Source organism: Streptomyces sp. NBC_01669 (genome assembly GCF_026339735.1).
Lineage (GTDB): Bacteria > Actinomycetota > Actinomycetes > Streptomycetales > Streptomycetaceae > Streptomyces > Streptomyces yanii.
This window is the reverse complement of record NZ_JAPEQG010000001.1, coordinates 4,606,537-4,619,448: the sequence shown is the minus strand read 5'-3', so window position 1 is coordinate 4,619,448 and position 12,912 is coordinate 4,606,537. Positions and strand designations below refer to the sequence as shown.

12 protein-coding genes and 1 tRNA gene are annotated in these 12,912 nt (G+C 69.4%); 9 read left to right on the top strand and 4 right to left on the bottom strand.

The annotated features are described in order from the left end of the window. Positions 1–174 precede the first annotated feature (174 nt). The 3 genes from OG972_RS20675 to OG972_RS20665 all read right to left on the bottom strand — a co-directional run bounded on the left by OG972_RS20675 (position 175) and on the right by OG972_RS20665 (position 2,870). Positions 175–1,140 carry a DUF5926 family protein gene (locus OG972_RS20675; RefSeq protein WP_266983588.1) on the bottom strand — a complete coding sequence of 322 codons (966 nt, stop codon included), beginning with the start codon at positions 1,138–1,140 and terminating at the stop codon, positions 175–177. 249 nt (positions 1,141–1,389) lie between these two features. Beyond that, a complete protein-coding gene (locus OG972_RS20670; protein WP_266983586.1) occupies positions 1,390–1,989 on the bottom strand; it encodes an ATP-binding protein in 600 nt (199 codons plus the stop codon). A 53-nt stretch (positions 1,990–2,042) separates the two neighbouring features. Then, positions 2,043–2,870, bottom strand: a complete 828-nt coding sequence (locus OG972_RS20665; RefSeq protein WP_266983584.1) for a glycerophosphodiester phosphodiesterase — start codon at positions 2,868–2,870, stop codon at positions 2,043–2,045. Positions 2,871–3,067: 197 nt separating this feature from the next. Here OG972_RS20665 and OG972_RS20660 point away from each other — a divergent pair, with 197 nt between their 5' ends. The 3 genes from OG972_RS20660 (at position 3,068) to OG972_RS20650 (ending at position 5,860) form a co-directional block, all read left to right on the top strand. Beyond that, the gene (locus tag OG972_RS20660; protein ID WP_266983582.1) at positions 3,068–4,537 is read left to right on the top strand and encodes a S1C family serine protease; all 1,470 of its coding nucleotides are present in this window, start codon (positions 3,068–3,070) and stop codon (positions 4,535–4,537) included. 609 nt (positions 4,538–5,146) lie between these two features. Then, a tRNA-Ser gene (locus OG972_RS20655) sits at positions 5,147–5,233 on the top strand. 234 nt (positions 5,234–5,467) lie between these two features. Further along, a complete protein-coding gene (locus tag OG972_RS20650; RefSeq protein WP_266983580.1) occupies positions 5,468–5,860 on the top strand; it encodes a hypothetical protein in 393 nt (130 codons plus the stop codon). Between the two features lie 264 nt (positions 5,861–6,124). Here the strand turns inward: OG972_RS20650 and OG972_RS20645 are convergent, their stop codons facing one another. Next, positions 6,125–7,024, bottom strand: a complete 900-nt coding sequence (locus OG972_RS20645; RefSeq protein WP_266983578.1) for a bifunctional DNA primase/polymerase — start codon at positions 7,022–7,024, stop codon at positions 6,125–6,127. A 367-nt stretch (positions 7,025–7,391) separates the two neighbouring features. Between OG972_RS20645 and OG972_RS20640 the strand changes: the two genes are divergently transcribed. From OG972_RS20640 to OG972_RS20615, 6 genes are all read left to right on the top strand, one after another. Then, entirely contained in the window at positions 7,392–7,703 is a 312-nt protein-coding gene (locus OG972_RS20640) for a hypothetical protein (protein ID WP_266983576.1), read from the top strand. 213 nt (positions 7,704–7,916) lie between these two features. Then, a complete protein-coding gene (locus tag OG972_RS20635) occupies positions 7,917–9,152 on the top strand; it encodes an acyl-CoA dehydrogenase family protein (protein WP_266983574.1) in 1,236 nt (411 codons plus the stop codon). Then, positions 9,149–10,108 (top strand): bifunctional MaoC family dehydratase N-terminal/OB-fold nucleic acid binding domain-containing protein, encoded by a 960-nt coding sequence (locus OG972_RS20630; RefSeq protein ID WP_266983572.1) that lies wholly within the window; start codon positions 9,149–9,151, stop codon positions 10,106–10,108. Before OG972_RS20635 ends, OG972_RS20630 begins: the two co-directional genes overlap by 4 nt. A gap of 1 nt (position 10,109) precedes the next feature. After that, positions 10,110–11,240 carry an acyl-CoA dehydrogenase family protein gene (locus OG972_RS20625; protein ID WP_266983570.1) on the top strand — a complete coding sequence of 377 codons (1,131 nt, stop codon included), beginning with the start codon at positions 10,110–10,112 and terminating at the stop codon, positions 11,238–11,240. Further along, entirely contained in the window at positions 11,237–11,632 is a 396-nt protein-coding gene (locus tag OG972_RS20620; RefSeq protein WP_266983568.1) for a MaoC family dehydratase, read from the top strand. The genes OG972_RS20625 and OG972_RS20620 overlap by 4 nt, the downstream gene beginning before the upstream one ends. Next, a complete protein-coding gene (locus OG972_RS20615) occupies positions 11,629–12,795 on the top strand; it encodes a lipid-transfer protein (protein ID WP_266983566.1) in 1,167 nt (388 codons plus the stop codon). The genes OG972_RS20620 and OG972_RS20615 overlap by 4 nt, the downstream gene beginning before the upstream one ends. Positions 12,796–12,912 lie beyond the last annotated feature (117 nt).

Genomic DNA, 12,912 nt, shown 5'->3' with positions numbered 1-12,912 from the left:
ATGCCCGATCGCTGGCGACGGGGGATGCACCAGCGACCGGGCTTCTAGAACCGTAACAAGAGATCTGCCGTTCGCAAATTCGATCTCGCATATTCGGACAGCGATTTACCTGCAGGTACGACAAGTGTGACGCGGGTCACCGGGTGGCCCGCAGGTGTCGTCACGTCCGCACGGTCAGCTGAGCGTCACCTGGCGGTTGGTGAGCCCGCCACGGGCCCGGCGCTCCTCGGCGGTGAGCGGGGCGTCCGAGGCGAGCGCCCTCGTCAGCCGTTCCGCGAGCTCGGCTGCGGGCTTCTCGCACTCCTTCGCCCCCATCGCGCTCGGCAGGTCCCAGACCGGAACCATCAGCCCGTGCGCGCGGAAGGAGCCGACCAGCCGGGTCCCTTCGCCGAGCGAGGAGGTGCCGGCGGCGTGCAGCCGGGCGAGTGCGTCGAGCAGCTGCTCCTCGGGGTGCGGCATGACCCAGCGCAGGTGGTTCTTCTCCGGGGTCTCGCACCAGTACGCGGCGTCCACCCCGGAGAGCAGAACGGTCGGGATCGCCGCTTCGTTCGCGCGTTCCAGGGACGCGGACACCTCGGGCGTGGCGTTCTCCGCGTCCGGCACCCAGAACTCGAAGCCGGAGTGGACGACCGGCTCGAACGCCGCTTCCGGGTCGAGCAGGTCCTGCAGGCGCGGACCGTCGGCCGGTACGCGGCGGGCGGCGACGGGCGAGCCGGGCTCGGCGGCCAGTGCACGCTGCAGGGTGTCCGCGAGGTCTCGGCTGAGGTCGCCGGAGGAGGTGTCGTTCTGCAGGGCGACAAGGACGGAACCGTCGTCGCGGCGCAGTGCCGGCCAGGCCATCGGCAGCACGGTCGCGAGCGTCACGGACGGCACACCCTCGGGCAGCCCGCCCTTGAGTGTCAACTCGACCGTGGCGGCGGGCACCAGCTCGCGCAGGGCGACCCAGTCGCACTCCCCCGCCAGGCCCTCGAAGGGACGGTGGACCAGCTCGGTCACGGCCTGGGCGGCGGCGCGGCCGTGACACGCCTTGTAGCGGCGGCCCGAACCGCACGGGCAGGGCTCACGAGCCCCGACCACCGGGATCTCGGCGTCCTTGAGTTGCTGCTTCCCGGCCTTGGTCTGAGGGCGCTTCTTGGCCATGGTGGGCTTTCTCCCGATTGCGACAGTGCGGTCTGGGCCGCGAGCCTAGCGGCCCGTGTCGGGTACGGGGCACAGACGCCCGGGCGCCTGCGTGTACATATGCCGGAAGGTCGGCCGGGACACCGGCCAGGGCGCCGGTCGACACGCGTGCCATTACTGCGCGGTCCGCCCGCCGGTCCGTACGAGGGTCTGTCCGCCGGGTGGCGCCTCTGCCCTGTGTCCGGGCGGCGCGCAACCGGTGTGTCGGCGTCAGCCCACGTCGTCGAAGGCGTCGGCGAAGTCCAGCCCGTCGAGCCCCGGCACGTGTCCGTTCCCGGTCCCATGGCCCTCGCTGACCACCACCCACACGGTGACCTCGCCGGACGAGTCGTCGCGTACGCCCCACTCTTCGGCGAGCGCACTGATGATGTTGAGCCCGCGTCCGCCGCGCGCCGTCACGGAAGGAGTGGCCGGAATCGGTCTGGTGGGACCGCCTCCGTCGGTCACTTCGACGGTCAGTCCGCCTGTTCTGTCGACGCGCCACGCGGCGCGGACGTCACCGTCACCCACATCTGTGTGTCGCCCCAGCGGCCTGCCGTGTCGACAGGCATTGCTGAGAAGTTCGGAAAGGATCAATACAGCATCGTCGACGACCGAATCCGACACCCCGTAGCTGCGCAATTGCTCGCGCATCCGGTGCCGCGCCTGGCCCACGCCCGCAGGGCCATGGGGTACGGCCATGCTCGACGACGTGGGCACTTCCTGTGCCACCACCAACGCCACCCCCGAGACCTCCTTTGCCCCACGCCACGGAGTGAATGCCCTCCTGGACTGGGCCGGAAACCGGCCAATGGTCTGCGAGTGACGCACTCGTAACGATCGAATACAGATCGAATGCGCCGGTGTACTCCCTGTAACTGATGTTAAAGGTGACCCAGTTGCGACAGGACCTGTTTTGGGCGATTTGTGATGATTGCCTCGACGCCCAGGCGGGCGCAGAGCTCGACGTCCTCCGGTTCATTGACCGTCCAGACGTGCACGCGGTGGCCCGCGCGGTGCAGACGCTCGATGTAGCCGGGGTTACTGCGTACGATCCGCAGACCCGGACCGGCGATCCGGGCGCCGGCGGGCAGCCGCCCGTCGCGCAGCCGCGGCGAGACGAACTGCATCAGATAGACGGTGGGCAGGGTGGGTGAGGCGGCCTGGATGCGGTGCAGGGAGCGCGCCGAGAAACTCATGATCCGTACCGGCGAGGGGCCGTCTGCCGGTGGCGTGTCGAGCTCGTACCGCTTCAGGAGGTGCAGCAGCCGTTCTTCCACCTGACCGGCCCAGCGCGTGGGGTGCTTGGTTTCGATGGCCAGTTGCAGGGGTCGCCCGGCGGCTCGCGTCTCGACGACCAGTTCGAGCAGTCGCTCCAGAGTGAGTACGGAGGTGAGCTCGCCCGGCACCGGGTCCCAGTCCGGAGACTCCTCGCGGTCCTTCCAGGAGCCGAAGTCGAGTGCGGCGAGCGCGGAGAGCTCCAGGGCGGAGACGGCACCCCGCCCGTTGGACGTGCGGTTCACCCGGCGGTCGTGGACGCAGACGAGGTGGCCGTCGGCGGTGAGACGTACATCGCACTCCAGGGCGTCGGCGCCGTCCTCGATCGCCTTCCGGTATGCGGCCAGGGTGTGCTCGGGTGCGTCGTCGGACGCTCCGCGGTGTGCGATGACCTGGATGGGGTGGTACGGGGTGTGCTGTCGTGCGTGGGTCACGGCGTCATCGTGTCACCGTGGGGCGACGGGCGCGTGCACCTGGCAACGAGGGACCGTTTTGCCGGATATAAAGATTGGTGTGCGGACGCACAGGTCCTGCTTACAGTGGCCTGACGGGTCATGGGAAAAGCTGGCTCCAGACACGTGCACAGCGGATCTCTTGCCGAAACTGATGAGGAACCGAGGAGTAAAGAGCTGTGAGCACAGAGAACGAGGGCAACGAGGGCACTGCGGCTCAGGCCGTTCCGTCCGTTCCGTCCGCACCTCCCGTGCCGGCCGCTGCTCCTGAGGGCACGCCTGCGTCCCCGCCGGCGCCCGCGAGCCCGGAATCGTCGGAAGCGACGGCAACGCAGCAATTCCAGCAGCCGGAGCAGCCGTCTCAGGAGTCGCAGCGCGCGAATGACTGGCCGCCGCCGCAGCCGCCGCAGTCCCAGCCCGCGGGTGCCTGGCCGCCGCCCCCGCCCGCTGTTCCCGCGTACGCCCAAGGTGCGGGTGGTGACGGCGGCCCCGTGTGGGGCGCCCCCGGCCAGCTGCAGACGCCCGAAGCCCCGCGAAAGCGGCGAGGTGGCGGCCTGGTGGCGGCGGTGGCAGCGGCGGCACTCGTGGCGGGCGGGATCGGCGGCGCCTTCGGCTACTGGGCGGCGGACCGGAACGACAACAACTCCTCCGGTTCGACCACGGTCTCGGCATCCAACCCGCAGGTCCTCAAGCGCGATCCCGGGACGGTCGCGGGCGTCGCGGCCGCGGCGCTGCCGAGTGTGGTCACCATCAACGCGCAGAGCGGCGACGGCGAGGGCGGCACGGGCACCGGATTCGTGTACGACAAGGAAGGCCACATCCTCACGAACAACCACGTGGTGGCCTCCGCGGCGAACAGTGGCCAGCTCACGGCGACGTTCTCCAACGGCAAGAAGTACGACGCCGAGGTGGTCGGCCGCGCGCAGGGTTACGACGTCGCGGTGCTGAAGCTGAAGAACGCACCGTCGGGTCTTGCACCGCTCGCCCTCGGAAACTCGGACCAGGTTGCGGTCGGTGATTCGACGATCGCGATCGGTGCGCCGTTCGGTCTGTCCAACACGGTCACGACGGGCATCATCAGCGCCAAGTCTCGCCCGGTGGCCTCCGGCGACGGTTCCGGCGGCAGCAACTCGTACATGAGCGCACTGCAGACCGACGCCTCGATCAACCCGGGCAACTCCGGCGGCCCTCTGCTCGATGCGCGCGGTGCGGTCATCGGCATCAACTCGGCGATCCAGTCCACCGGCAGCAGCGCCCAGTCGCAGGCGGGATCCATCGGCCTCGGCTTCGCGATCCCGATCAACCAGGCGAAGAACGTCGCCCAACAGCTGATCAAGACCGGTCAGCCGGTCTACCCGGTGATCGGTGCCACGGTCTCGATGGACGAGAGGACCGGCGGAGCCGTCATCTCGGACCAGGGCTCGGGCGGCACCCCGGCCGTCTCGCCGGACGGCCCGGCGGCCAAGGCCGGCCTCAAGGGGGGCGATGTCATCACGAAGTTCAACGACTCGGTGATCGACAGCGGCCCGACCCTGATCGGCGAGATCTGGACCCACAAGCCGGGCGACAAGGTGACGCTGACGTACAAGCGAGACGGCAAGGTGTCGACCGCCGAAGTCACCCTGGGACAGCGCAAGGGCGACAGCTGACCGGACCGGCTGCCCACAGCCAGGAAAGGTGCAGGTGAGGGGCTGCCGAGCGATTCGGCAGCCCCCTCGTGCGTCCCACGGTGCAGGGCCGAGGCGGTTGCGGTCACTCGTCCGCGGGGCGCGGCAGTCGTTCAGCTCGTGTTGATGCTGCGGATGCCGCTGCATGCGTCCGTTGCTGCGCGGTGCTTCCATGAGCGTGATGAGTGCATTCACCGTGGTCGACCAGGACGGCCGACTCGGCACCTGTGATGCTGATTTCGGGTTGGCGGGAGTCCGGTCCGTGACCATCCGCCCCCCGACACCGGCGTTGTGGCTCTCTGCCGCAGTGAGCCACAACGCCCGAAGACGTCGCCGTACTTGTGGCGCCCAAGGACCGGTGACACGGTCGACGGCAGGACGACGGGTTTCGTGTACGAGTGAGCGGGATTACGTGCACCACCGCGGCGCACCCGGTTGCTGGGGGCATGCGACGGGGGCGGCGGTGCCCTGGTGACGGTGGACGCGTGATCAACTGGCCGGGTGTGGCCACTCATGAGACCGGCCAGTCACACCGGAAGCACCCAGCCGGTAGGCTGTAGCCCGCTCCGCAGCAGGGCAAGGCGGGGCGAAGGTGGGTTGCCCGAGCGGCCTAAGGGAACGGTCTTGAAAACCGTCGTGGCAGCGATGTCACCGTGGGTTCAAATCCCACACCCACCGCGCAACTGAACGGCCCCTGAGCAGGTACTTCGCTCAGGGGCCGTTCCGATGGGCGCTGCCCGTCAGTTCCCTTTGCTTCCCGTCCGGTCGGGCACACAAGCGGCACGGGGGCACCGCTCTCGCTGGACTACGATCCCGCCGCACCAGCCGTACGGCAGTTGCGCTCGTGATCTGTCGCAAGCGTTGGGGTGGCGTGTGTTGCGTTCCTGCCGGGCAGTGCTGGCTCTCGTTCCCGTGGCCTTTGCCCTCGTCGGCTGCGGCAGGCTGTTCCCGCCGCCGGTCCCTGATGGTGAGCCGACCGAGCTGCCGCGATCCCGAACAGCGACGATGTGGACCGATGCGCGTGGCGGCACATTGGAGCTGAAGCCGGACGGCACGTTTACCTCTGCTGATATCTGCGGCGATTACGACATCGATGCCTACGGGCCGAAGAACGAACCCCGGTCGGGATCAGGCACGTGGGCCGGCGAGGACCGGAAGGGGCAGAGCAGTGTCACGGTCTCGTTCGAAGCGGATGACGTGAGCTCTGCTTACCGAGCCCTGCGCGACGGCAAAAAATTGAGGCTCTGGGCGTACGTCGGTGACCCAGACGATGGCCATTCGCTCTGCATCCTGACCCAGGAGTGAGGAATCGGCGCCCGACCGGCCAACGTGGTCGGAGGACGACTGCGCTGCCGCGAGAGCGACGGCCCCTCCCTGTGGCTCTCCGGCCCAACCCGTACGCAAGGCACCCGGTGGTGAAGGGCCTGTTCCCCGGTCGCGTCACCGAGTTGCTGTGCGATCTCCGCTGCGATCAGATCTGCTGATCCGGATGATGGGGCATGCCGGCCGATCATCACCGTTCTTCGTCCGAGCGGGCGCCCCTTCTGTGTGCCTGCCCGGCGCGTCCGGTCAAGGCGACCGGTCGGGGCTGTCCTCCGGGCCGGCGGGGCGGCCGGAGGTGAGGCGGGCGGCCGAGGCGATGGTGGCGCGGGCTTCGTGTTCGGTGAGGCCGGTATGGACGGCGGCCCTAATGAGGGCATCCGCGAGGGCGTCGCCGAAGCCGTGTTCGTACGCACGGCAAGCCGCCCAGAAGAGGCGGGTGTTGCGCTGTCCTTCGCGTGCCGCGAGGACGAACTGGACCAGGCCCCGGCCGTGGTGGGGGCGTGGTGAGGGGTGGTGAGGGCGCGCGGGAGGTGTGAGCAGCCGCAGGAGTGCGCGGGGGCAGGGGGCCGGGGAGAGATCGGCGGCGCCAGGGGCGAGTCGGTAGGTGCCGCCGGTGGTGACCGAGCCGGGGCCGACCAGGTAGCCGCCGGCGCCGCGGATGTCGATGCCGGGGGCGAGGCGGCTGGCGGAGTTCGGTACCGGCACCCCGGGCGGACCGGTGAGCCAGATGTGGCGTCCGCCGCTCGGTGTGATGACCGTGACGGTCGGCGGGATGGTGAACAGATGGTGCAGGGCCAACTGCTGGAGGGCTGCCGCGGAGTCGCTGCGGCCAGAGCCATCGATGTCGAGGTCGATGCCGATGAGGTGGTGCGGGGCCCGGCCGCAGGCGATGCCGTATCCGGTGGCCCACGGAGCGGCGGCGAACAGGGTTCGTACGGCGGCGGGGTTTGTGGTGGCGTCGTGGACCCCGTGTCCGGGAAGGCCGCAGGCTCCCCGGCAGCCGACCGGCCGGTCGTCGCCGCGGTGGGGGGAGCGCAGGGCGGGGAGCTTGGTGGCGGACAGCGGGATGACGGGGAGTCCGTGCTCGGCAGCGGAGAGTGCGTGGGCGAGGGCCAGGGTGGCGGTCTGCCGGTCGGTGATGGCCATACTTCATTTTCGTACAGGTGTTCGAGAAAAGGAAGGGGGATGGGGTGGGGGCGGCGTGTCGATGAGTGGGCTCGGAGCGCTCGGGGGTGATGGGGCGGATTGGCGGAAAATGCGCCGGAACGCTTTTCCTCCGGGGGCGCGCGGGATCGCGTGGTGCGGATCCAGGCGTGGGGGTGTGAGCCGGGGCTTTGAGAGCGTGCGGGAGGTTTATCGGGTGTTCCTCATGCTTGCGGGGGAATCGTGGATCATGAGTGGTTCGTCGGGGATTCGGTGGGCAACTTTGGTCTCGCGACGTCGTGACCAAAACCGAGGCTGTCGGCCAACCGCCTTGGAACAAGCTGCACTTCCGGTTCCTGGAGGAATTGACATGGCAAGCATCCGTACCGCTCGCGCCCTCGCCGCTGTTGCCGCACTGCCTCTCGCCGCCGTGCTCTTCAGCGGCGTGGCCCAGGCCGACAACGGCTCGTTCGCGAACGATGGATCGAACGCGGGTGTTGCGACGATCAGCGGCAGCGGAGTCGGTGGGGACAACTTCGGTAATTCGTCCACGTCGCAGCAGCAGGCCACCGGCTCCGGGGCGTCGAACCGGAGCAACTCGGCGCAGGTGAACGGCTCGGCCTTCACCGTGATCGATCAGTCCACCAGGAGTGTCGCGGTGAACTTCACCAATCTCTGGTGAGCCGGGGGCCGCCGCAGGCCGGTCGGGGGGCCGGTGTGCGACGGGGTGAACGGCAGCCTGTGCAAGGACGCTTCGGTTTCCTTGCGCAGGCTGTTCGCGTTCCGGAGGGTGCGGGCGGGAGTGTTCGGTCGCCGCCGACCTTGACAGCGATCAGTGATCTGACGGACAGTCAGAAATCCTGATTCCGTACCCCGTGTCCGGGAGGCCGCCGCCGTGCACCTCGCCCCGACGGAGCGTCAGCAGCAGCTGCGCGCCGAACTCCGCACGTATTTCCGCGATGTGATCTCCGGGACGGATTCGACCGACCGGGCCGACGGAGCCGCCGGGGCGGACGGAACTCCTGGGGCGGACGGGAAGTCCAGGCCGCCGGCGGCGCCCGACGGCCTGGTCGAGCAGCGTCGGCTGTTGCGGCGCATCGGTGCCGACGGGATGCTCGGGCTCGGCTGGCCCGTCGAGTACGGAGGGCAGGGCCGCGGACCCGACGAGCAGTTCGTCTTCTTCGACGAGGCGTACCGGGCGGGCGCACCCGTGTCCATGGTCACGCTCAACACCGTCGGCCCGACGCTGATGAGGTACGGGACCGAGGCGCAGAAGGAGTATTTCCTCCCGCGGATCCTGAGCGGGGACCTCGTTTTCGCGATCGGCTACAGCGAACCCGAGGCCGGCACGGACCTGGCCGCGCTGCGGACGAGGGCGGCGCGGGACGGCGACGACTGGGTGATCGACGGGCAGAAGATCTTCACCAGCAATGCGCAGAACGCGGACTGGATCTGGCTCGCCTGCCGTACGGATCCGGACGCGCCCAAGCACAAGGGCATCTCGATCGTCCTGGTTCCGACGGACGCGCCGGGCTTTGCCTGGACTCCGATCGAGACCGTGGGCGGACTGACCACGACGGCCACCTATTACGACGGGATTCGGGTGCCCGCCACGAACCTGGTCGGCGAGGAGAACGGTGGCTGGGGCCTGATCACCAACCAGCTGAACCACGAGCGGGTGGCGCTCGCGGCGATCGGGATGCAGGCCGAGGATTTCTACGAGGCTGCGCTTGCCTTCGCCCGAACCCCCGATCCGGTGACGGGGTGGCGTCCGGTTGACGAGCCGTGGGTGCGGTCCCGGCTGGCCGAGGCGTATGCCCGACTGGCGGCAACCCGCCTGCTCAACTGGCGTCTGGTGGGGGACGTCGGGGCGGGCTCGGTGGCCCCCGGGGACGCGAGCGGCGTGAAATTCATGGGAACCGAATCGGCCGTCGAGGTGTATCGAATGTGCCAGGAAATCACGGGCGAGGCCGGGATGGTCAGGGGCGGATCGCCCGGCTCCTTCGGGGACGGGGAGCTGGAGCGGATGAACAGGGCGGCGCAGATCAACACCTTCGGGGGCGGGGTGAGCGAGGTGCAGCGGGAGATCGTCGCGACGATGCGGCTCGGCATGAAGAGGGGGAAGCGGTGACGGACACAGCGGACCAGTTGTACGGGAGGCTCAAGGCGTACGAAGGGCGCGCGTCGGCCACGGCCGGCGTCGGCAAGGACCTGGTCAACGAGCCGATGATCAGGCATTGGTGCGAGGCGATGGGGGACGGGAATCCCGCGTACGGGGGGCCGGGGGCGATTGCGCCGCCGACGATGCTGCAGGCGTGGACGATGGGCGGTCTGTCGGGGCACACCGACCGGTCCGGGGCGTACGACGAGCTGTTCGGCCTGCTCGACGGTGCCGGATACACCTCGGTGGTCGCGACCGACTGTGAGCAGGAGTACCTGCGTCCGCTGCGGCCCGGGGACCGGATCACTTTCGATGCGGTGATCGAGGCGGTGTCGGAGCGGAAGACGACCAAGCTGGGGACGGGCTATTTCATCACGACGCGGATGGACGTCCGAGCGGCCGGTGAACCGGCCGGGACGCATCGCTTCCGGATCCTGAAGTATGCGCCCGCAGGGGGTAAAGGGGGGCAGCGGGGTGTAGGTGTAGGACGAGGGCTGAGGCAGGGCGGCCGGAGTCTGCGGCCGAGACCGGTGATCAACCGGGACAACGCCGGTTTCTGGCAGGGCGTCGCCGAGCACAGACTTCTCATCCAGCGGTGCCGGGAGTGCGAGACCCTGCGTTTTCCCTGGCTCCCGGGATGCAATGCGTGCGGCTGCCAGGAGTGGGACACGGTCGAGGCGAGCGGCGAGGGCACGGTCTTCAGTCACGTCGTGATGCATCACCCGCCCTTCCCCGCCTTCAGCGCCTCCGACGAAGCCGGGCCGTACGCGGTGGCGCTGATCGAGCTGGCGGAGGGCGTGCGGATGGTCAGCAACGTGGTCGGTGTGCCCTGCGACAAGGTGCGGACTGGGATGTCGGTGAAGCTGGAATTCCTGCGTACGGACCATGAGTTGGAGCTTCCGGTCTTTCGTGGGAGCGAGGGCTGACATGGACTTCACGCCCACGGAGGAGCAGGGCGCGGCACAGGGGCTCGCCGCGCAGATCTTCGGTGACCTGGCCACGCACGAGCGACTGGCCGCCGCAGGGTCGGGGACGGATGCCGAGCTGTGGAAGGAGCTGTGCGCAGCCGGGCTCATGTCCGCCGTCGAGGAGATCGGGCTGCTGGGCCTGGTCCTGCTGTTGGAGGAACAGGGCAGGACGACCGCGCAGGTGCCGTTCGCCGCGAGCTGTGTGTACGGGCTGCTCGCCGTCGCCGACCACGGTACGGGCGAACAGCGGGAGCGACTGCTGCCACCCCTGAGGGACGGCACGGCCGTGGCCACCGGGGCCTTTCCGGCACGCTCCGGTCTACGGACCGACGGGGAAGGGCGGCTGAGCGGCGTCGTGCCCTGTGTGCCCTGGCTGCGGGACGCGACCCTGGTGCTCGTGGCGGATGCGGACCGGGTGCTGTGGGTCGTGCGGACCGCCGATCCGGGCGTGGCGGTCCTGCCGGTGGAGACGACGGCGCCGTGGTCGGCGGCGCGGCTCGTCCTGGACCGGGCTCCCGGCGAGCGGCTCGGCGGGCCGGGGCCGGAGCTGAGCCCCGAGCCGAGCCCGGACCCAGAAGCAGAAGCGGGAACAGGTCGGGAACCGGAAGCGGGGACAGGAGAGGCAGCGGGAGCAGGGATGTACGGGGCGGTGCTGGCCGCGAGCCGGACGGCGTTCGCGGGATTGCAGGCCGGGGTGTGCGCCGGGTCGCTGGCCCGAGCGGTCGCCCACACCACCACCCGGGAGCAGTTCGGGCGCCCGCTCTCCACCAACCAGGGGGTGCTGCTGCGCGCAGCCGACGCCCATATGGACACCGAGGCGATAAGGGTCACGGCGTACGAGGCGGCATGGCGCCACGACCAGGGTCTGGCCTACGGCGCCCAGGCGCTGACTGCGGCCTGGTGGGCCTCGGAGGCCGGCAGGAGAGTCGTACACGCCGGACAGCATCTGCACGGCGGTACGGGCGCCGATCTCGACCACCCCGTCCACCGTCACTTCCTCTGGGGCCGTCAGCTCGACTCCTATCTGGGATGTGGCAGTGAAGTGCTCGAGGAACTGGGTGAGTTGCTGGTGAAGGAGGGATCGCAATGAAGGTCGGTGAGGAGCTGGCACCGCTGGAGATCGCGGTGACCCGCACCCTGATCGTCGCGGGCGCCGTCGCCTCCCGCGACTACCAGGACGTGCACCATGACGCGGGGCTCGCGCAGCAGAAGGGTTCCCCGGACATCTTCATGAACATCCTGACGACCAATGGCCTGGTGGGGCGGTACGTCACCGACCACTTCGGGCCGTCTGCGGTGCTCCGCAAGGTCGCCATCAGGCTGGGAGCGCCCAACTACCCCGGAGACACCATGGTGTTGAGCGGCACCATCACGGCCCTCGATGACGCCGGGACGGCCGAGGTGACGGTCGTCGGCGCCAACGGTCTCGGTAGGCATGTCACCGGCACGGTGACCGTCAGCGTCCCGGAGGGATCGGCATGAGCGTGCGCAGGGCCGATTTGCTCGGCGGCCGGGCGGCAATCGTCGGGATCGGGGCGACCGAGTTCTCGAAGGATTCCGGGCGCAGTGAACTCAAGCTGGCCGTCGAGGCGGTGCGAACCGCCCTCGACGACGCCGGGCTGACCCCTGCCGATGTCGACGGTCTGGTCACCTTCACCATGGACACCAGCCCCGAGATCACGGTCGCCCAGGCGGCCGGCATCGGAGAGCTGTCGTTCTTCTCCCGCGTCCACTACGGCGGCGGTGCGGCCTGCGCGACCGTGCAGCAGGCGGCGCTCGCCGTGGCGAGCGGGGTTGCCGATGTCGTGGTCTGCTACCGCGCCTTCAACGAACGTTCGGGGCGGCGCTTCGGATCCGGGGTGCAGCACCGGGAACCCACCGCTGAGGGGACGGCGCTCGGCTGGAACCTCCCCTTCGGGCTCCTCACTCCCGCATCCTGGGTGGCCATGGCCGCCCAGCGTTATCTGCACACCTACAGCCTGACCCCGGAGGCCTTCGGTCATGTCGCGGTCACCGACCGGCGCCATGCGGCGCGCAACCCGGCGGCGTACTTCTACGAGAAGCCGATCACCCTCGCCGACCACGCCGCGTCGCGCTGGATCGTCGAACCGCTGCGGCTGCTCGACTGCTGCCAGGAGACCGACGGCGGACAAGCGATCGTCGTGACCAGCGCCGAGGGGGCCAGGGACCTTCCGCAGCCGCCTGCGGTGATCGTTGCCGCCGCACAGGGCGCAGGGCGGGCGCAGGAGCAGATGACCAGCTTCTACCGTGACGGGCTGACCGGGCTACCGGAGATGGACGTCGTCGCCAGGCAGCTCTGGCGTACCTCCGGACTCACCCCTTCCGACATCGATGTGGGCATTCTCTACGACCACTTCACCCCCTTCGTGCTGATGCAGCTGGAGGAGTTCGGCTTCTGCGGGCCGGGCGAGGCCGCCGACTTCGTGGCGGACGCCGCGCTGCCCCTGAACACGCATGGAGGTCAGCTGGGGGAGGCGTATCTGCACGGGATGAACGGCATCGCGGAGGCGGTCCGGCAGATCCGGGGCACATCGGTGAATCAGATATCCGGGGCGGCCAGAGCCCTGGTGACAGCGGGCACGGGGGTGCCTACCTCCGGACTGATTCTGGGCACCGGCGATTGACCGCGGGGCAGGAGCGGGCCCGTTGTCTCAGGCGGCTGTCTCAGGTGGCGACCCTGAGTCCTGATGACGAGCTCTACTCCTCCAGGAGGTGGGGCCGGCCCTACCCCTACAACCTGA